General features: G+C 72.3%; 20 protein-coding genes and 1 pseudogene. 12 read left to right on the forward strand and 9 right to left on the reverse strand.

The genetic code is table 11. From position 1 onward, the window contains the following. The first annotated feature begins 86 nt into the window (after positions 1-86). From ACFYXS_RS04430 to ACFYXS_RS04440, 3 genes are all read left to right on the forward strand, one after another. Positions 87-1,298, forward strand: coding sequence for an alpha/beta fold hydrolase (locus ACFYXS_RS04430; protein ID WP_389243748.1), 1,212 nt, complete (start codon positions 87-89; stop codon positions 1,296-1,298). Positions 1,299-1,363: 65 nt separating this feature from the next. After that, on the forward strand, positions 1,364-2,152 hold the full coding sequence (locus tag ACFYXS_RS04435) for an enoyl-CoA hydratase/isomerase family protein (RefSeq protein ID WP_389243750.1): 789 nt from the start codon (positions 1,364-1,366) through the stop codon (positions 2,150-2,152). 84 nt (positions 2,153-2,236) lie between these two features. After that, the gene (locus ACFYXS_RS04440; RefSeq protein WP_389243752.1) at positions 2,237-2,863 is read left to right on the forward strand and encodes a CGNR zinc finger domain-containing protein; all 627 of its coding nucleotides are present in this window, start codon (positions 2,237-2,239) and stop codon (positions 2,861-2,863) included. Between the two features lie 48 nt (positions 2,864-2,911). Here the strand turns inward: ACFYXS_RS04440 and ACFYXS_RS04445 are convergent, their stop codons facing one another. Next, a complete protein-coding gene (locus ACFYXS_RS04445) occupies positions 2,912-3,766 on the reverse strand; it encodes an MBL fold metallo-hydrolase (RefSeq protein ID WP_389243754.1) in 855 nt (284 codons plus the stop codon). A gap of 215 nt (positions 3,767-3,981) precedes the next feature. On the opposite strand from ACFYXS_RS04445, the gene ACFYXS_RS04450 reads away from it, so the two are divergent. Beyond that, on the forward strand, positions 3,982-4,407 hold the full coding sequence (locus tag ACFYXS_RS04450; protein ID WP_389243756.1) for an organic hydroperoxide resistance protein: 426 nt from the start codon (positions 3,982-3,984) through the stop codon (positions 4,405-4,407). Positions 4,408-4,478: 71 nt separating this feature from the next. Continuing rightward, positions 4,479-4,898: a hypothetical protein gene (locus ACFYXS_RS04455; RefSeq protein ID WP_389243758.1), complete on the forward strand. Its 420-nt coding sequence runs from the start codon at positions 4,479-4,481 to the stop codon at positions 4,896-4,898. Here ACFYXS_RS04455 and ACFYXS_RS04460 read toward each other — a convergent pair whose 3' ends face one another. Then, positions 4,899-5,288 carry a hypothetical protein gene (locus ACFYXS_RS04460; RefSeq protein WP_389243760.1) on the reverse strand — a complete coding sequence of 130 codons (390 nt, stop codon included), beginning with the start codon at positions 5,286-5,288 and terminating at the stop codon, positions 4,899-4,901. 122 nt (positions 5,289-5,410) lie between these two features. On the opposite strand from ACFYXS_RS04460, the gene ACFYXS_RS04465 reads away from it, so the two are divergent. Then, a complete protein-coding gene (locus ACFYXS_RS04465; RefSeq protein ID WP_389243762.1) occupies positions 5,411-5,770 on the forward strand; it encodes an ArsR/SmtB family transcription factor in 360 nt (119 codons plus the stop codon). Between the two features lie 32 nt (positions 5,771-5,802). Here ACFYXS_RS04465 and ACFYXS_RS04470 read toward each other — a convergent pair whose 3' ends face one another. Continuing rightward, positions 5,803-7,107, reverse strand: a complete 1,305-nt coding sequence (locus ACFYXS_RS04470; protein ID WP_389243764.1) for an MFS transporter — start codon at positions 7,105-7,107, stop codon at positions 5,803-5,805. A gap of 87 nt (positions 7,108-7,194) precedes the next feature. Continuing rightward, positions 7,195-7,653 (reverse strand): MarR family winged helix-turn-helix transcriptional regulator, encoded by a 459-nt coding sequence (locus tag ACFYXS_RS04475; protein WP_389243766.1) that lies wholly within the window; start codon positions 7,651-7,653, stop codon positions 7,195-7,197. 178 nt (positions 7,654-7,831) lie between these two features. Between ACFYXS_RS04475 and ACFYXS_RS04480 the strand changes: the two genes are divergently transcribed. After that, positions 7,832-8,845: an alcohol dehydrogenase gene (locus tag ACFYXS_RS04480; protein ID WP_389243768.1), complete on the forward strand. Its 1,014-nt coding sequence runs from the start codon at positions 7,832-7,834 to the stop codon at positions 8,843-8,845. Positions 8,846-8,878: 33 nt separating this feature from the next. Here the strand turns inward: ACFYXS_RS04480 and ACFYXS_RS04485 are convergent, their stop codons facing one another. Next, positions 8,879-9,217: a hypothetical protein gene (locus ACFYXS_RS04485; protein ID WP_389243770.1), complete on the reverse strand. Its 339-nt coding sequence runs from the start codon at positions 9,215-9,217 to the stop codon at positions 8,879-8,881. Positions 9,218-9,295: 78 nt separating this feature from the next. Between ACFYXS_RS04485 and ACFYXS_RS04490 the strand changes: the two are divergent. From ACFYXS_RS04490 to ACFYXS_RS04500, 3 genes and pseudogenes are all read left to right on the forward strand, one after another. Continuing rightward, a pseudogene (locus ACFYXS_RS04490) lies at positions 9,296-9,841 on the forward strand (enoyl-CoA hydratase/isomerase family protein); the annotation flags it as partial. A 26-nt stretch (positions 9,842-9,867) separates the two neighbouring features. Continuing rightward, the gene (locus ACFYXS_RS04495) at positions 9,868-10,137 is read left to right on the forward strand and encodes a hypothetical protein (protein WP_389244723.1); all 270 of its coding nucleotides are present in this window, start codon (positions 9,868-9,870) and stop codon (positions 10,135-10,137) included. A 195-nt stretch (positions 10,138-10,332) separates the two neighbouring features. Beyond that, positions 10,333-12,303, forward strand: coding sequence for a DUF1996 domain-containing protein (locus tag ACFYXS_RS04500; protein ID WP_389244684.1), 1,971 nt, complete (start codon positions 10,333-10,335; stop codon positions 12,301-12,303). 113 nt (positions 12,304-12,416) lie between these two features. On the opposite strand, the gene ACFYXS_RS04505 is transcribed toward ACFYXS_RS04500, so the two are convergent. Next, entirely contained in the window at positions 12,417-13,064 is a 648-nt protein-coding gene (locus ACFYXS_RS04505; RefSeq protein WP_389243772.1) for an isochorismatase family cysteine hydrolase, read from the reverse strand. Between the two features lie 99 nt (positions 13,065-13,163). After that, positions 13,164-13,997, reverse strand: a complete 834-nt coding sequence (locus ACFYXS_RS04510) for a class I SAM-dependent methyltransferase (protein ID WP_389243775.1) — start codon at positions 13,995-13,997, stop codon at positions 13,164-13,166. Positions 13,998-14,057: 60 nt separating this feature from the next. Between ACFYXS_RS04510 and ACFYXS_RS04515 the strand changes: the two genes are divergently transcribed. Continuing rightward, positions 14,058-14,336, forward strand: a complete 279-nt coding sequence (locus ACFYXS_RS04515; protein WP_389243777.1) for a hypothetical protein — start codon at positions 14,058-14,060, stop codon at positions 14,334-14,336. A gap of 150 nt (positions 14,337-14,486) precedes the next feature. On the opposite strand, the gene ACFYXS_RS04520 is transcribed toward ACFYXS_RS04515, so the two are convergent. Beyond that, positions 14,487-16,130, reverse strand: a complete 1,644-nt coding sequence (locus ACFYXS_RS04520; RefSeq protein WP_389243779.1) for a PQQ-binding-like beta-propeller repeat protein — start codon at positions 16,128-16,130, stop codon at positions 14,487-14,489. A 108-nt stretch (positions 16,131-16,238) separates the two neighbouring features. Further along, on the reverse strand, positions 16,239-17,237 hold the full coding sequence (locus ACFYXS_RS04525) for a glycoside hydrolase family 26 protein (RefSeq protein WP_389243781.1): 999 nt from the start codon (positions 17,235-17,237) through the stop codon (positions 16,239-16,241). A 219-nt stretch (positions 17,238-17,456) separates the two neighbouring features. Here ACFYXS_RS04525 and ACFYXS_RS04530 point away from each other — a divergent pair, with 219 nt between their 5' ends. Further along, positions 17,457-17,780, forward strand: coding sequence for a hypothetical protein (locus ACFYXS_RS04530; RefSeq protein ID WP_389243783.1), 324 nt, complete (start codon positions 17,457-17,459; stop codon positions 17,778-17,780). The last annotated feature ends 33 nt before the right edge of the window (positions 17,781-17,813 follow it).

Raw genomic sequence — 17,813 nt, forward strand, 5'->3', positions numbered from 1 at the left:
CGGGGCGCGGCACGTCGGCTCATGCTTTCAAAGGAGAACGGCATGATCATCACCCCCGGGTCCGGATCGACGACGGCGGGCCGGACATGACCACTGAGATCCTTCCCCAGGGCATTCCGGTCCGCCGGGACGGCGAGGCGTCACCGACGCTGCTGCTCGTCCACGGATTCCTCGATGACTCCACCGTCTGGGACGGCCTCGTCAAGGCCGTCGGGAACGCGGTGTCCACAGTCCGCCTCGACCTGCCGGGGTCCGGCGGCCGGGCATCCGGGCAGCGGGAGGCGGACGAGCTGAGCCTGACCCGGTTCGCCGACGAGGTCGCGTCCGTCGTCGACGCGATCGACGGACCGGTGATCATGGTGGGCCAGAGCATGGGCACCCAGGTCGTCGAACTCGCGGCGGCCGCCCGGGCCGACCGGGTCGCCGGGATCGTCCTGCTCACCCCCGTTCCGCTCGGTGGGACACGCCTGCCCGACGAGGCCATCGCGCCGTTCCGGGCGCTCGGCGGCAACCCGCAGGCCGAACGCGCCGTCCGCCGGCATCTGTCTCCCGCCCTGGACGGCGAGGCACTGGACCGGCTGGGCCGCAGCGCCGTGCTGGTGCCCGCCGTGGTGGTGGCCCGCTATGCCGACCTCTGGAACAAAGGGGCCGAGGAGGCGCCGCAGACGAGCGCGTACGGCGGCCCCGTCCTCATCGTCCGCGGAGCCGAGGACGGATTCGTCACGCAGGAGATGATCGCCGGCGCGATCGCCCCGCGCTTCCCCGGCGCGCGCGTCGCGACGGTCCCCGGCGGCGGCCACTGGCTGCACGTGGAGTTCCCCGGCGTCGTGGCCGACGAGATCCGCGCCTTCCTGCGGACACTGGACGCCGGTGACACGGCCTCGGGCTGGCGCGGCGGCTTCTCCGCGCAGTCCGCGAGCGCCTTCGCCGAACGCTTCACCGAGGACGTCGTGCTGGAGGCCAGTGTCCTCGTCCTTCCGATCGCGGGCCGCGACCTCGTCGCCCCGGCCCTCGCCGCCGCGAGCGCGATCTACGAGTCACTGGAGTTCACCGCCGAGGCCACCCAGGACTCCACCACCTACCTGCAATGGCGGGCGACCGCTTTCGGCGGGCTGCCGATCTCCGGTGTCACCGTCCTGGAGAAGAACGCGGACGGCAAGATCGTTCACGCGGCGATCCACCATCGGCCCCTCGGGGCGGCGCTGCGGTTCTCCGCCGAGCTCCGCGCGCGCCTGGCGGGGACCATTCCGTCCGCTCATTTCTTCGCGGGAAGCGCCGAGGCCGTCACGGGGCAGTGACCGGGGCGGCCACGGACCGGCCGCGGAGAAGGAGAGCACACCATGTTCGAAGGGCTGGAGCACCCATGAGTCATCTGCACGTCGTCATCGACGATCGGATCGCCGAGATCGTCCTGGACAACCCGCCGCAGAACCGCGTCGACGAACTCATGGCGGACGAGCTGCTCGCCGGGGTCGAGAAGGCGGAGTCGGCCGGCGCGCGGGCGATCCTGCTGCGCGCGGAGGGGGCCGACTTCAGTTTCGGCGGCGACATCGTGACGTGGCCCGATCTCGACACACGGCAGCTGCGGACGCTGTTCGAGCGCTACATGTTCGCGTTCAACCGCCTGGAGCAGATCCCCGTGCCGGTGGTCGCGGCCGTCAACGGCCTGTGCTTCGGGGGCGGCTTCGAGCTGGCCCTGCGCGCCGACGCCATCTTCGCCGGGGAAGGGGCCCGCTTCGGGCACCCGGAGCAGACCCTCGGCATCGTCACGCTCCTCGGCGGGATCTACCGGTCGGCCGCCCGCGCCGGCCGGGCCCGCGCCTTCGAGTGGGCGCTCACCTCGGAGCAGGTGCCCGCCGCCACCATGGCCGCGGCCGGGGTGGTCAACCGCGTGGTACCCGACGACGAGGTCCTGGAGACCGCCCGGGCGTTCGTCCGCAAGGTGGCCGCGGGACCGACGCGCGCGCACGCCGCGCACAAGGCGCTGCTGCGCCTGTGGGACGCCGGGGGCGTGAAGGCCGCGGACGACGCGATGTTCGACATCGCCATGCCGCTCTTCGAGTCCAAGGACGTGACGGCCGGACTCCCGTCGGCCGTCGCCGCCTTCACGGCCGGCCGGCCCCGCCCGGTCGTGGACTTCCAGGGCGAGTGACCGGCCCACGCGTCCGGTGACCCCGCCGCGTTGTCAGGAGTGAAGGCGATAGGCTCTTACCGCCGAGGCGAGAAGGAGGACGGGATGAGCACACCGGTCGTATGGCCTGCCTCCGCTCGCTACGAGGAAGTGGAGAGCAGCGCTCCGGGCGGTCTGGGATTCGTCCAGGACCTGCTGAACACGGCGAGCCTGGGCAAGCCCCGGCAGGCGGACCTCCTGGAGTCGCCCGAGTCGGCGCGGCAGTGGCTCGACTCGTCCTTCGCCGTCCTCCACCGTGTCGACCCCGGCGCCCCCGCGGCGCCGCACGGTCTTGGCCCCGACGGCCTGCGGCGCGTCCTGTCGCTCCGCGACGACCTGCGCACCGTGCTGTCCTCCGGCCCCGCCGACGAGTCCTCGGAGACCGTGGCGGTCCCCTCCATCGAGACGACGGCCGCGGTCACCCTGGGCGCGGGAGGCGCGCGGCTGAGTCCCCACGGGGACGCCGTCGAGGCCGTGCGCTCGTACGTCCTGATCCAGCTGGTGGCCGCCTCCTACGGGGGGACGCTGCGCCGGCTGAAGGTGTGCGCGAACCCCCGCTGCCGCGGCGCGTTCTACGACCGCTCCAAGAACTGCTCACGCGTCTGGCATGACGTCTCCACCTGCGGCAACACGCAGAACGTACGGGCCTACCGGGCCCGGCGGAAGGAGCGCGGGCCGGCCTCGGCGCAGTGAGGCACTGAGGCGGGCGCCCCCGTCCCGCCCCTCCCGCGCCCACCGCGCTCACTGCGCGGGGAAGAGGGTGATGGCCGCCCCCCACAGTGCGCCGGGGTTGATGCGGTCCGGGTGCAGCGCGAGCATCGCGTCGTAGAAGTCCTGGGCGCCGCTCGCCGCGGGCAGCAGCCGGCGGGCGTCCTGGAGGTACCGGCGGGTCTCCTCGATCTGCCGCGGCGCGTCCGGCGACCGCGGGTCCTTGTGGCCGGCCACCACCGCCCGAGGGGCGAGCCGTTCGGCGATGTCCAGGGCGGCCAGCCAGCTGTCGATGCCGGGGAGTCCGCCGGACTCGGTGAGATAGAGGTGGACGCCGTTGTAGACGGTGTCGCCGGCCACGAGCAGATCGAGATCCGGCACGTGCAGCATGGTCGTCGCGTCGGTGTCGGTGTGGCCGGTCTCGATCGGCACCAGGCGGTGGCCCTCGACCTCGAAGCCCTCCGGCCCGACCGGCACCGCCTCCACGGTCCCCTGCGGGATCTGCCCGGGGAACACCAGGTCCCAGAACGACGCGCGGTACGACGGCGCCGCCTGCGCGGCCATGAGGCCGATGGTGCCGGGCGTCGCCCGTACCTCGGCGCCGGGGAAGCGCTCCGCGAGGGGGATGGCGCCGAACCAGTGGTCCCCGTGCCCGTGGGTGACGTAGATCGCCACGAGCCGCTTGCCCGACGCGGCGATCCGGTCGCCGACGGCCGCGGCCTGCTCGCTCGTCATGGGCGGGTCGACGAGCACCGCGTCACGCTCGCCGCTGATGAGCGTGGAGGAGATCGGGGACCACATCCGGCGGCTGCCGTCGGGCAGCGGCCCGCGCCCCGACTGGGGGATCTGCGGCGTGACCGACACCTCGTAGGACAGAGCCCTGTTCATCCGTACCTCTCCTCCGCGCCGAGCGGCGCCGCGACCACCCATGTCACAAGTATTCGTCTTTTGATTATGTCGCAGGACGGCCTGCAGTGCACCGCCGTCGCGGCGATCGCCGCGAATCGTCACCTGTTTGACAGGTGGCGCGGGGGGCTGCAATGATCACGTCACTGCCTGAACGGGTGACGTTCAGGCTTCCGGCGAGGAGATGGGGACAGATCATGGCGATCCACTACACCGCTGCGGTGACCGTGACCGGTGAGGGCCGCAACGGCGGCCGCGTCCAGTCCGACGACGGCCTGCTGCAGACGACGCTGTCCCTGCCGAAGGAGCTGGGCGGCGCCGGTGACGCCACCAACCCCGAGCAGCTCTTCGCCGCCGGGTGGGGCTCGTGCTTCCTCGGTGCGCTCCGCCTTGTCGCCGGTCAGCGCGGGATCAGGCTGACCAGCACCGCCATCGGCACCGAGGTCACCCTCGCCCAGGACGACACCGGCGCGTTCGGCCTCGCCGCCGTCCTCAACCTCGAGATCGGCGGCGTCGACCAGGAGACCGCCACCGCCCTCGCCGAGGCCGCCCACCAGACCTGCCCCTACTCCAAGGCGACCCGGGGCAACATCCCCGTCACCATCAACGCCACCGCGGCCTGACCGGCCCGCAGCGAGCGGCCCGAACAGTTCCATCAGTCCGAGCAGTTGTCCTTCAAGAAAGGGAAAACCCCATGTCAGTCGTGCGTTTCCACCTCGACTCCTCGCTCAGCCCCGCGGACGCCCTGGCGGTGCTGACCGACTTCGGCCCCTCGCGCGCCGAGAACTGGCCCACGATCGACGCCGTCACCGTTCACTCGATCGGCGACACCTGGGCCGAAGTGACCGAAGGGACCACCTCCGCCTGGGAACGCGCGCGCTACGAGTGGGACGCCGCGAGAGGGAGAGTCACCATCACCACGCACGAGTCGAAGGTCTTCGGCCTCGGCGGCGGCTGGGTCTTCCAGTTGACCCCCGAAGGCGCCGGCACCCGGATCGACGTCGAGCTCACCCGGGAACCGCGCACACTCAAGGGCAAGTTGCTCGCCGGGCTGCTCCCCGTCGCCGCCTCGTCCCTGCGCAAGTCCTACCGGCAGCCGCTGAAGGCCGCGTAGTCATCCGTGCGGGACGACCACGATCTGATGGTCGTCCTCGTGGACGACGCGCCCCGGGCACGACGACTCGAGCCGCTCGCACCCCACTTGGTGCCGCGCGAGCAGCTCCAGGTAGCCGGTCGTGCGATCGAGCAGCTCGCCCGCCGTGTGCTTGAACCAGGCCGCCGCTCCCGGGTTGACCGCCCGGTCGTACACCGTCGGGTCCACGGTGCTCGGATTCGTGCAATGGGCCTCGTACCAGGCGTTGTTCTCCCGCCAGAACAGGTCGTCCTCCGCGCTGAGGACGCCGCTGCGCCCCAGCCCGTTCGCCAGGGCGAAGAGTCCGGGATACCGGCCGTGCCGGTTCGGCACCGTCGCCTGGAACCTCACGTACACGGTGTCCTGCGTCATGGCTCCGCCTTCCCGGCTCCGTCCGTCAGCGGGGCAGGCTGGCATGCGCCGGGCGGGCACGCAAGGCGGCAGACCCTATGTTTGCCGTTCGTCGAACGTCGCATGCGAGGTACGATGAAGCCGTGAGAAGGAAGCATGAGCACCCCGACCTCGCCGACGTCCAACTCACCGACGTGACGGCCGCGTTGAGCGACCCGATCCGTGTCGGGCTCATGCGCGTCCTGTCGGACGGCGTCGAGCGGGGGTGGAGCGCGCTCCAGGTCCCCGTCGGCAAGTCCACCCAGAGCCACCACCTCTCGGTGCTGCGTGCCGCCGGTCTGATCCGCACCCGCGAGGAGGGCACCCGCTGCTACGTCGTGGCGCGGTCCGCGGAGATGGAGCAGCGCTTTCCCGCGCTGCTCGGGTCCGTACTCGCCGCGGCGGGCCGCGACGACGTCGGCGCGGACGTCTCGATCAAGGAGACAGCGACCCGCTCGGGGTGAGCGCCCTCCTCGGGCGCGGGGGAGGGGAGCGCTCAGGCCCCGGAAGGGGTACGCAGCGCGCGGTCGGTGAGCGTCACGGCCATCAGGGCGAGGCTCGCACCGATCATGATCCAGGCGATGAGGTGCAGGCCGCGGTCGGTGACCTCGGTGCGGAAGACGGTGCCGGTGACGGCGGAGGCGGCGATCGATCCGGCGTAGCCGAAGGTGCGCAGCAGCCCGGAGGCGGTGCCGAGTCGTTCGGCGGGGGCCTGGGCGTAGAGGGCCGTCTGGTTGCCGGCGCCCGCGGTGCCCATCGCGATGCCGAAGACGGCGGGGATGGCGACGATCCAGCCGATCCAGGCCGTGGAGCTGAGCAGCAGCACGCCGGCCGAGGCGATCAGGCAGGTCACGGCGGCCGCGACGACCGGTGCGCGGACCAGGTTGCGCCGCGAGACCGGTGCGATGACCAGGCCGGAGATCAGGGTCATGGGCAGGAGCAGCAGGCCGGCCGCGGTCTCGGACAGCCCGCGGACGGCCTCGACCCACTGGGTGATGCCGTAGAGCACGACGTAGACGCAGAGCAGCACGAGCCCGAAGCGCACATAGGTACGCGTCAGGGCGCGGTCGGTGATCAGCAGGCGGACGTCGATGAACGGGGTGCGGGCGCGCAGCTCCCAGACGACGAGCGCGGCACCCAGCGCGATCGACGCGACCAGCAGGTACCAGTGGGCGCTGGGCAGGTCGAAGAGGAACAGCAGCAGTGCGACGACCGCGGCGGTGAAGCCGCCGATGCCCGTGACGTCGAGGCGGGACGCGATCTCGCGTGCGCTACGGGAACGGTCCACCGGGCCGTCGTGAGGGACCCAGGCCACCGTCGCGAGCAGGGCGATCAGCGCCACGGGCACATTGACGAAGAAGACCGAGCGCCATCCCAGCGCACCGACCAGGACACCGCCGAGGGGCAGTCCGAGTGAGGCGGTGGCGGTGCCCGCGATCTGCAGCCCGCCGAGCACCCCGCCCGGCGGCTGCTCCAGGCCGGCGTCGCGGGCACGGATGCGGATGATCAGCATGGCGGTCGGATAGGCGCACGACGTTCCCAGTCCGATCAGCACACGGCTCAGCAGCAGCGTGATCAGGTCCTGGGCGAATCCACCGACGAGACCGCCGACGGCGACGAGCACGATCCCGGCCAGGAACACCCGCCGCGGGCCGAACACCTCCGCGGCCTTGCCCGCGGTGGGCTGGGCGACGGCACTGGCCAGGTACAGCGCGGTGACCAGCGCCGCGGTCCGCCCGATCGGTACACCCAGGCCATGGGCGATCGGGTGAAGGTCGGCGAGAACGGACGGCCGCGCCACGGTGCGGCGTCCGCGGGTGGTATCTCTCGGCTGGACTCGGGTCCGGCGGCGGTCATTCGGCTGCTCCAGGCGGGTGTGAGCGGGTGGTCAGAGCCGCTCGGCGACGCGCTGGATCAAGGGCGCGGCGGCGTCGAGGACCGCGATCTCGTCGGGGGTGAACGACTCGGCCAGGGCGGCGGCGATCCGGTCCACGATGGCGCTGCGGCCCTCACCGAGCGCGGTGCGTCCGGCCTCGGTGAGCGCGACGACCGAGCGGCGGCCGTCGGTGGCGTCCGGAGTCCGCGCGACCAGTCCGCCACGCTCCAGGCTGCCGATGGTGGCCCCCATCGCCTGCGCGGTGATCTGCTCCCACCGGGCCAGATCCGCGGTCGTGCCGGGCCCCGACCGGTCCAGCCGCGAGAGCGCCGCCATCTCCGGTCCTGTCAGATCGCCTTCGGCGGCGGCGTCGCGCGTGCGGCGCATGAACGCGCTCATGCTGACGCGCAGCCGGGTCGCGGTCGTGCGGACCGCGATCTCCCCGTGGGCGGAGCTGCTGATGTCCCTCACATTGGGAAGGCTAGACTTGCCAACCTGGCTTTGCAAAGTCGGCCTTCCGCTCTCCGGCGCCACCGTCGGCCGAGCCCGTTCAGACGGCCCGTTCCCGACGCGCGCGGGCGTGCCCCCCGTGCCACGATGAGCGGGAAGGACGCCTTGCGTGCCGTACCACTCACACACCGGATGTGCGATGAACTCCATGCGGGTGGCCCAGGTCTCCGAACCGGGCGGACCATTCGACATCGTCGAGCGCGAACTCCCCGAGCCCGGCCCCGGCCACGTCCGGATCGCCGTCGAGGCGTCGGGCGTCTGCCACTCCGACGTGGGCTTCGTCAACAACGCCTACCCCGGCGTCTCCTTCCCGCTCGTCGCGGGCCACGAGGTGGCCGGGCGCATCGACGCCCTCGGTGAGGGCGTGCGGCACTGGACGGTCGGCGACCGTGTGGAGGTCGGCTGGTTCGGCGGCCACTGCGGACACTGCGTACCGTGCCGCGAGGGCGACTTCATCGACTGCCGGTATCTCCAGGTGCCCGGCTGGGCGTACGACGGTGGCTACGCCACCCATATGGTGGCGCCGGTCAACGCGCTGGCCCGGATCCCCGAGGGTCTGACGGCCGTCGACGCCGCGCCGCTCGGCTGCGCGGGCGTCACCACGTACAACGCCTTCAGGAAGAGCGTCGCCCGGCCCGGCGACGTGGTCGCCGTGATCGGCATCGGAGGGCTCGGCCATCTGGCGGTCCAGTACGCGGCGAAGTCGGGATTCGAGACGGTGGCCGTCGCGCGTGGCGAGGGCAAGCGGGACCTGGCCGTGCAACTCGGCGCGCACCACTACGTCGACAGCACCTCCACCGACACGGCCAAGGCCCTGCAGGCGCTCGGCGGCGCGACCGTCGTTCTCGCCACGGCCTCCAACTCGCAGGCGATGGTGGCGGGGGTCGACGGGCTCCGGCCCGGCGGGGAGCTGATCGTCATCGGCATCGCCCCGGAGCCGATGCCGATCACCCCTGCCCAGCTGATCCTGACGTCCCGTTCGGTCGTCGGGCACCCGTCCGGCACCTCGCGCGACGTCGAGCACGCCATGAACTTCAGCGCGCTCGCCGGGATCCGCCCGATGACCGAGACGGTGCCGCTGGAGGGCATCAACGAGGCGTACGCCCGCATGACGTCGGGCGCCGCGCGCTTCCGCATGGTCGTCGTCCCCTGAGCCACCGCCCGGGTGCGGGAGCCGGCGCCACCCTCAGCGGTACGGCCGGTCCGGGGCGCCGTCGACCCGCTGGACGCCTTGGGCGTCGTCCATCCAGCTCGGCCGGGTCCGCAGGAACGACAGGTCCTCACCGGACGGGTCGGTGCTGTCCCGGAGCCGTTCGCCCTCCGCGGCGGTGAGCGGGCTGTACCAGCTCGTCAGGTCGTCGTTCCCGCCGGACCAGTCGGTGTACTCGTGGAAGCGGTGGAACCAGTAGACCAGGCATGCGGTGCACCGCAGCAGGGATTCCTGGTCGTGCGCCGACTGGTACAGCGTCCGCACCCAGTCGAGTTCGGGTTCGGCGCAGCAGTCGAGGTAGCTCGGGGTCGCCATGGTGCCGATCCTCGCATCCCCTCCCGGGCGTTCTGTGTCACTGCCTGAGGCGCGGCCAGGGTGGCCAACCTGCCCGGTATGACCGATTGGGCAGCACCTGTACGCATCACCGAGGAGGCACCTGCCCGCTGGCGGGTCTCCTTCGGCAACCCGCCCCTCAACGTGGTGGACCAGTCCGTGTTCGAGGGGCTGCAGGACCTGCTCGCGCGGATGGACGCGAGTCCGGACCTGCGTGTCGTGGTCTTCGAGAGCGCGAACCCCGACTTCTGGCTCGCCCACTTCGACATGACCGGACAGTCGGCAGGTGTCAGCAGGAGCGCCGCCGCCTCCGGGATGCCCGTCATCATGGACACATTCGTCCGCCTCACCACGTCCCCCGTGGTGAGCATCGCGAAGATCCGTGGCCGCGTCCGCGGCGTGGGCAGCGAGTTCGCTCTCGCCTGCGACATGCGCTTCGCCTCCCGGGGGAACGCCGTCCTGGGCCAGCCCGAGGTGGGCGCGGGTGTCATCCCCGGCGGTGGCGGCACCGAGCGGCTGCCGCACCTGACCGGCCGAGGGCGCGCGCCGGAGATCATCCTCGGCGCGGACGACTTCGACGCCGACACCGCCGAACGCTACGGCTGGATCAACCGAGCCTTCCGGATGCCGAGTTGGACGCCTTCGTCGACACCCTCGCCCGCCGCCTCGCCTCCTTCGACCGCCGCCCGATCGAGGCCGCCACGAACCTGGTCAACCAGGTCTCCCTGCCCACCGTCGACCGGCTCTTCGACGGTCGCAACGCCTTCGCGGCCAGTATCGCCTGGCCCGAGACCCGGCGGCGGGTCGCCGCCCTGTTCGAGCGCGAGATGCAGCGCGAGGGCGACCTGGAGGACCGCTGCGGCGCGCACCTGCCCAGTCTGCTCGACGGTGACGGCGACTGACCGCGTCGGGTGGGATCCGAGGCAACTCCTGTGTATTTCCGGGACGGTTGAACGCTCCGGAGGTCGCGTGCGTATGTGGCGGTGGCTTGCTGTGTCAGGCCGTCACCCATCGGGCGCAGGAGGGTTTCCTTGGTACGCAACACGCGCAGACGCGCTACCGGTACACGGAGCGGCACATTCGTGGCCGTCGCCCTGATGCTGGGAGGCGGGGTGCTGGTCACGGCGAATGTCTTCGCCTCCGCGACCGAGGGTGACGCGAGCGGCGATCCGGGCATGCAGATGTCCTCACCGGCCGCACAGGCCATGACGGTCGACTGCCCGGACGTGGGCAACGCACTGACCTCCGTACCGGAGGCCGCGAGGGAGGACGTCGACAAGGAACTCGCGGCTCTGGACGGACAGATCGCCGAGGCCTACCAGCGGCTGAAGGAGTCCTCGGCGGCGCAGCAGCAGGATGCCGCGTTCGCCGGCAACGCCATCCTGGGCCCGCTGAAGGACAAGCGCGCCGCGACGATCGCCCGGATCCTGGACGCCATCGACCGGGCGGGGGACCGCCCGCAGGGCGTCGACGGCCTCGCGGAGTGCAGTCTGCGCGCGGTGGAGACCCAGAGCCCGCCGGCCGCCGAGCAGCCGACGGCGCCGGCCGACGGCCAGAACAGCCAAGGGGCCCCGGGCAATCAGGGCGGTGGCGGCCAGGGCGGCAACGGCCCGGTCGCGGCGGACTACGCCGACATCATGAGCGTGCCCTCCGACGCACCGCGCTCACCGCGGCCGACGGACGCCTCGCCGGGCACGTTCACCACCGACTGCGGTGTGAACGCGGGCGGCCTGTTCAACTCCGACAACATCATCGTGGCGCCCGGAGTGACCAACGGCGCCCACCACTTCCACGACTACGTCGGCAACCAGGCCAACAACGGCCTGGCCACCATCGACGACCTGGCGAAGGCCGAGACCAGTTGCAAGGACCAGGGCGACAGGTCGTCGTACTACTGGCCCGTGCTGCGGCTGCAGAACGGCACCGTGGAGCGCGACGCCGAGGCCCCGGGCGGCGGAACCGAGGGCAACGCCGGCCAGATCGTCACGCCCAAGCAGGTCACGCTGACGTTCGTCGGCAACCCGCTCACCAAGGTCACCCCGATGCCGCGCCTGCTGCGCATCATCACCGGTGATGCCAAGGCGTTCGTCAACGGCCCGGCCAACGCCAACGCGTCGTGGAGTTGCACGGGTCACGAGGACCGGCAGCTGAAGGACAAGTACCCGCTGTGCCCCAGCGGCAGTGACGTGGTGCGGACCTTCCGGTTCCAGAGCTGCTGGGACGGTCGGAACGTCGACAGCGCCAACCACCGCACGCACGTGGCCTTCGCCGACCCGGCGGGCAACTGCCCCCAGGGGTTCGTGGCCATCCCGCAGTTGGTCCAGCGCATCGTCTACGACGTGGACGCGCCGAGCCTGGCGGACGGCGGGCGCAGTGTCCCCTTGTTCGCGGTCGACTCGTTCCCGGAGAACCTGCACAAGCCGATCACCGACCACGGCGACTTCATCAACATCTTCGACGAGAAGCTGATGCAGGAGGCGGCCGACTGCATCAACGAGGGCCGCACCTGCGGTGCCGGTGAGCAGCCGTCGCAGGAGCCCTCGGACGAGCCGCCGGCCTCGGAGCAGCCTCCGGCCTCGGACGAGCCCCCGGCGTCTCAGGAACCGACGGACCAGCCCCCGGCGTCGGACGAGCCGACGTCCGGAGCCGGAGACGTGCCCGGCGGTGACGGCGGGCAGGAGCCCGGTGACAACGGGAACGACGGATACGGCACGGACTCCTCGGCGGGCGCACCGCAGGACGGGCAGCCCGGCGACGACGCACCCGCCGTGCCCGGCACCGTGACGCCCAAGGCGGACCCGGCGCAGCCGGCGACCCAGGACGCGAACGACGACCCGGCGGCCGTGGTCCCCGAGGAGCACCACCACGAGCACCAGTCGGCCGCGGCCACGGCCGGGGAGACTCCCGCCGCCCTGCCGGCCCCGAGCCCGGCCGGACAGGCAGGCCGGCAGGAGATCGGCGGCGGCCTGGCGGACACCGGGGCCAACCTGTGGCCGGCGGCGCTCGGAGCGGTACTCGCGATCGCGGGATTCGTCCTGCTCCGCAGCGTCAAGCGCGGTTCCCGCTGACCCCACGCCGCGGAGCCGCGATGAAGGTCCTCCTGGCGAACCGGCGATACGCCGGTTCGCCCGGGGGACCGCCGACGCGGCGAGGGCGGGCAGGATGACGGCGACCCGCCCGCTCAGGAGCGGGACGGTGACGGTGACGACGCGTCGCCGAGCGCGGTGACGAGCTCTGCCGTGGTGACGATGGCGTGGGCGTAGGTGGGGCCGTTGAGCTCGTGCGCGGCGTGCATCATCTCGGCGCTCAGGGCCGCGGTGGCGTCGCGGACGAGCGTGACGTGGTAGCCGAGTTCCATGGCGTAGCGGCCGGTGGCCTCGATGCAGGTGTTCGCCAGCAGGCCGATGAGCGCCACATGGGTGATGCCGTGCTGCTTGAGCTGGAAGTCCAGGTTGGTGTTGGCGAAGCCGCTCGATCCCCAGTGCTCCGCGGCGACGACCTCGCCCGCCTGCGGCTGGAAGTCGGGGTGGAACTCCCCGCCCCAGGAGCCGCGGGCGAAGTGGTGGAGCTTCTGGATCTTGCGCTGCGAGGGGCTCGGGTGGTCCCAGGTGTCGTAGTCGCCCGGCTCCCAGCGGCGGTGCGGGACGAACATCACCCGCACGCCGGTCCCGCGAGCGGTGGCCACCACCGACCGCAGGTTGTCGAGCAGTCCGACCTCCCTCGCGATCGGCTCCAGCCGCGGCCACACCTTGCCGCCCTCGGCGATGAAGTCGTTGAACGGGTCGACGAGCAGCACGGCGGTGCGGCGGATGTCGTAGCTCTCGGGCACGGTCGTTCCTCCGAAGTCTGGATGATGCGAATCATCTCAACATCAGGATGATGCGAGTCATCCTCAAAGTCAAAGGGGCACCTCGGGCCGCGTGTCGCCCTACCGCCAGACGAGGACCTCGGTGCTCGGCAGCCGCTCGCTGAACCGGCCCGAGGCGGAGGCCTCCCGCAGCAGCCGGCGCAGGTCGTCCTCGAAGTCGCCCTGGCGCGGGCCGAACAGGTGCGGCGCGGAGAACGACATGGAGAACGCCCACGCGACCACGTCGTCGCAGGTGCGTTCCAGCGCCTGCCCGCCCGGAACGAGGTGGCGTCGCGGTCCGGAGAATCCCGCGCGGGCGAGGATTGCGGCCTCGCCGCCCGGTGTCCCCTGCGGCAGCGTCCCCCGGCCGGCGCGCCGGACCGGACCGAGGTAGTGCCGGACCAGCTCCTCGATGGCGGCGTACGGCACGGCCGGATGCGGGAGGCCGTCGACCGGCCAGGACTCCGCCTTCGCGTCGGAGACGTGCACCAGCGCCCCGCCCGGCCGGAGCATGTCCCGGACGGTCGCCGCCACCAGGTCCCGGTCCATCCAGTGGAAGGACTGGCCGAAGGTCGCGACGGTGAACGTGCCCAGTCCCGCGGGCAGTTCCTCGGCCCGGGCGCGAACCCACCGCGTCCTGTCACTCACGCCGATGTCGGCCGCACCCCGCGCCGCCTCGGCGATCATCCCGCGGTCCGGGTCGACACCGACCGTCTCGGCGAACAGCTGCGCCAGGCTCAGGGCGAGGGTGCCCGGCCCGCACCCCACGTCGATGAGGCGGCCGCGTCCGTCGGGCGCGAGTTCCCCGGTGAGGGTTCCCACCAGCCCCGGAGCGTAGGGAAGCCGCCCGCGCCGGTAGTACGGGGCCGCGCCCGAGAACAGCGTGTCGTCCCACTCCCAGTCGGTCGCCGCCACGTTCGTCCACCGCCTTCGGCCGGGAACCGGAACCGCTCGCCTGTCGATGATTCCACTGGTGTGCCCGATTCCGCGGTCGCGTCGCCGCACCGGGACCCCCTTGACAGGCCCGCGTCCGGCGCCCGGGCGACCGCCGAGTGGACCTTCCGCTCCGCCCACGTGGCGGGCGACACCAAGAAGTGGCTGCCGCTGTCGGCGGTGCGGTTCACGCCCGCGCTGGGGACCGCCGGTACGGTGTCCTACGACGACGGCAGCACCTGGAGGCCGGTCAAGGCCGTCGGCGGCAGGCGACTGGTACTGCGTCACCCGCGCGTCCCGGCACCGTCTCGCTGCGCGTGACGCTCACGGACTCCGGCGGCAACACGGTGAAGCGGACGATCCACCGGGCCTACCGCACCGTCAAGTAGACGCGGGGGCGATCCGCTTCACGGGCGAGCCCCGGGCCTGCGGCCCGGGGCTCGCCCGTTGTGCGCGTCGTGCGGTCCGGGGTCACCGGTACATCCGGGCCCCGCCGTTCTTGCCCTGCGCGCCGAGTTCCAGCACTCCACCGGCGTCCGGCATCACGTACACGCTGCCCGTGTGCAGCGCGTCGGAACCGACGACCCCGGACGGCAGCGCCGCGACGGGCGTGAGATCGCCGGTGCGCGGCTCCACCTCGACCAGTTGCGGGGGTCCGGCGGAGGACACCGCGTACACGGAGGCGTCCCCCGCCACCGCCGTGGCGAGCGCGGCCGAGTGCAGGGTCCAGAGCTTGACGCCGGTGGTGACGTCGAAGGCGTCGACCTCCAGGTGGTCCGCGCCCAGCGCCGGGGTGATCAGGACGTCCCCGACGAGCCGGGCGGAGTGGTCGGCGTCGGTGTCGTTCCCCGAGAGCGTCTGGGAGTTGCCCACGGCCAGCTTGCGACTGCCGCCCGCAGTGGTGAAGACCCGGGTGCTGTCCTCGTCCGGCGTGTGCAGCGACGCGATGAGGGGGGATCCGGAGAAGGCCTGGAGCACATCGGTGTGGGTGCGCTGCGGAAGGGCCCAGAGCAGTTTTCCGGTCCTGCCGTCGTAGGCGCGCAGGGTGAACTTGTCGGTGCGGTCGGCGCAGTAGTCGTCCACCAGCACGACGCCCGCGCTGCCCGAGGCGCGGACGTTGCAGTAGTGGCCCCGGGCGCGGTAGCCCCAGACGGCGCGACCGGTGCGCACGTCGAGGCCGCCGAGGAAGTTCCCGCTGACGATCGTGGCGACCTCGCCCTGGAGGTACGTCCGGGCGGCTGTCGCTGTGCGGTGCTCGCGGTCGACGAGGGGGCTGGTCCACCGGACCCGGCCGGTGGCCGCGTCGATGCCTGCCAGCGCGGTGCAGGAGTTGCCGTCCGTGCCGAGCCCGATCGTCCCGATCCCGTCCGCGGAGAGCGTCGGTGACATCGCGCAGGGCACGCCGGCCGCCGACTTGGCAAGGGCGGCCTTCCACGCCTCGCTGCCGTCGGACAGGTGGTAGGCCCTGACGCCGCCGCGGGTGCTCGCCCGGATCAGGAGTTCGCGGGTGACCCAGCTCCCGATCAGGGCGTCATCGGCGGCCGGTGCGGGCACCCGCCACGCCTGGGTGAGCTGGCGGGACGCGACCGGGGGAGCGTCCTCGCGGTCCAGGGCGACGGCGGTGGCACCGCCGGCCACGAGGACGGCGAGCGTGAGGGCGCCGCCGGCCACGCGCCTGCCCTTGCGGGGACCGCGCGTCGGCTGGGTGCGTACGGGCACGGGCACGGGCAGCGGCGCGGCCTGCGGGGCCGGGGCAGTGGCAGCCGGCGCGCCCGCCGACCGGGGAGCGACGACGCCGGGGGAGGGCTCTTCCCACTCAGGGGGCAGCGCCCACTCCCGGGCCCACCGCTCCGCCCGCGCGCCGGACTCGGCTGCGGGGTCCGGGTCGGCCCAGGGGTGGTCCGGGACGGGCGGGACGGCGGCGGGCTCCACGCCGTGGCCGTGCGCATCCGCGGGCAGGTGGGGGGAGTTGCGGGACCGCGGTTCGCCGGTCCAGGCCGGCCATGCCTCCCACGATTCCGGCTCCGGCTGCGGCCCGCCCTGCCCGGACGACCAGGAACCCTGGTCCGGGTACTCCCGCGGAACACCCCGTCCCGGCGGCCCTTCCGTCGTCATCCGTGTACTTCCACTCTGCTCGGTCCTGTGTCGTGGCCTCGGCCGGCCCGACGCGTCATCGCGGGGCGCACCGGCCGGGCCTGCGTCCGGCGGGTCCGCCCCTTCGGTTCAGTCGTCCTTGAGGGGGTGGCCGAAGCCGGCCCGCTCCGACTCCACGCGGAAAGCGGCCTGCGCGCCCACCGATGTGTCGATCCGCCAGTCCATCGGCAGGGAGCTGCCGGGCCAGTTCTTGCGCTGGTCGTACCAGACCAGTCCGATGACGTCCGCTTTCGCGGCTCCCGCGAACAGGTCGCGGATCTGCGCCTCTTTGCGGCCGCTCTCCGCCACGCCGGTCTCCGTGATCAGCACCGGACGGTCCGCGAAGCGCGCGATCTCGCGGAGCGTCGGCGTGAAGAGGCTGGAGAACGCCGCGCCGTCGATGGGCCCGTAGTAGCCGATGACGCCGACCCAGTCGACGTAGGCGTCGCCCGGATAGTAGGGGCGCAGCCGTGCCCGGGTGCCGGAGTCCACCACGTGCGGGCTCCACACCCAGATCACGTTGTCCGCGCCGGCACCGCGGACGACGTCGTGGACGTGCCGCCAGGCCGCGACGAAGTCGGCGGAGGTGGCGTGGCCGGGGCCCCAGGAGTTCCAGGGGCCGTTCATCTCACCGGCGAAGGAGAGCGCGAGGGGGCCGTCGTAGGCCGCGATCTGGCGGGCGAGACGACGGATCCAGGCGTCGTCCGTGCCCTTGGCGATGTCGGACAGCGAGGTGTCGGAGGGGACCAACTCCAGCATCGGGAGCTGTCCGTGCCGCCACAGGAAGGCGTTGCCCTCCGTGTCGAAGTCGTCTCCCCAGGAGCCGTAGTACTCGCGGATGTCGGGGGCGCGTCCCGCCTGCCGCGTGAAGGTGGTGACGATGCCGTACTGCCACGGGGACTTGTCGTCGACGACCCCCAGCATGCGGCCCGTCGGGTGGCGCAGGGACGCGACGTCGAAGGGCTTCGCGGGGGCGCTGGAGGAGGCTCCGCCGGAGGCCTGGCCGTCGCACGCGCTCGCGAGGACCGCGGCACCGGCCACGAGCGCCACGGCGGCTGCCAGACGGCCGAAGCGGTGGGGGCTGGGCATACGAGGCGTTCCGATCCGGCAGGCGGCAAAGGACGTGACCTCGGGGAGTGTAGGAGACCCGAGTAAGTTCTACACACTTTCATTTCAGTAAGATCACATAGTTGGCCGCGGGATCCGGCAAATCGAACATATAGTCCGCTATTCGCCCCGGGGTTGCACTAAGTTCGGCATCCGACCCATCGCGCGGCGACGCGTTCACCGAAAGCCCGAGGTCCCTCGTTGACCAGCACGCTCACCAAGGCGGAGACCTCGCCCGTCTTCGTGGACCGGACGGGGCGCCGCGGCCGGCGTCTGCGCGGCTTCGGCTGGCTGCTGGGCCTCGTCCTCGTCGGTTTCGTACTGGCCATGATCTCCGGTCTGGTCGGGACCCAGTCGCACGCCCCGGCCTTCTCGATCCCGTCCACCGCGGACACCGCGGAACCCGGGCAGTACGTCAACGCACCGCTCCCGTCGGCGCCGCTGGGAGCCGCGCCTGTCGCCGGCGCCCCGGCCGCCTCCGGCGAGGCGGTCACTCCCACCGGGGTCCCCACCCCGACTCCGTGACAGCCACGACGTCCCCGCCGCAGCACGCGACAC

Origin of the sequence: Streptomyces sp. NPDC002574 (genome assembly GCF_042889545.1) — a bacterium.
Taxonomy (GTDB): domain Bacteria; phylum Actinomycetota; class Actinomycetes; order Streptomycetales; family Streptomycetaceae; genus Actinacidiphila.

What these genes read in the sequence shown, in the direction of transcription:
- ACFYXS_RS04525 (WP_389243781.1), bottom strand. Translation starts at nt 17,237, where the DNA reads ATGCCCAGCCCCCACCGCTTCGGCCGTCTGGCAGCCGCCGTGGCGCTC.
- ACFYXS_RS04445 (WP_389243754.1), bottom strand. Translation starts at nt 3,766, where the DNA reads ATGAACAGGGCTCTGTCCTACGAGGTGTCGGTCACGCCGCAGATCCCC.
- ACFYXS_RS04460 (WP_389243760.1), bottom strand. Translation starts at nt 5,288, where the DNA reads ATGACGCAGGACACCGTGTACGTGAGGTTCCAGGCGACGGTGCCGAAC.
- ACFYXS_RS04480 (WP_389243768.1), top strand. Translation starts at nt 7,832, where the DNA reads ATGAACTCCATGCGGGTGGCCCAGGTCTCCGAACCGGGCGGACCATTC.
- ACFYXS_RS04455 (WP_389243758.1), top strand. Translation starts at nt 4,479, where the DNA reads ATGTCAGTCGTGCGTTTCCACCTCGACTCCTCGCTCAGCCCCGCGGAC.
- ACFYXS_RS04430 (WP_389243748.1), top strand. Translation starts at nt 87, where the DNA reads ATGACCACTGAGATCCTTCCCCAGGGCATTCCGGTCCGCCGGGACGGC.
- ACFYXS_RS04520 (WP_389243779.1), bottom strand. Translation starts at nt 16,130, where the DNA reads ATGACGACGGAAGGGCCGCCGGGACGGGGTGTTCCGCGGGAGTACCCG.
- ACFYXS_RS04485 (WP_389243770.1), bottom strand. Translation starts at nt 9,217, where the DNA reads ATGGCGACCCCGAGCTACCTCGACTGCTGCGCCGAACCCGAACTCGAC.
- ACFYXS_RS04440 (WP_389243752.1), top strand. Translation starts at nt 2,237, where the DNA reads ATGAGCACACCGGTCGTATGGCCTGCCTCCGCTCGCTACGAGGAAGTG.
- ACFYXS_RS04435 (WP_389243750.1), top strand. Translation starts at nt 1,364, where the DNA reads ATGAGTCATCTGCACGTCGTCATCGACGATCGGATCGCCGAGATCGTC.
- ACFYXS_RS04500 (WP_389244684.1), top strand. Translation starts at nt 10,333, where the DNA reads ATGCTGGGAGGCGGGGTGCTGGTCACGGCGAATGTCTTCGCCTCCGCG.
- ACFYXS_RS04450 (WP_389243756.1), top strand. Translation starts at nt 3,982, where the DNA reads ATGGCGATCCACTACACCGCTGCGGTGACCGTGACCGGTGAGGGCCGC.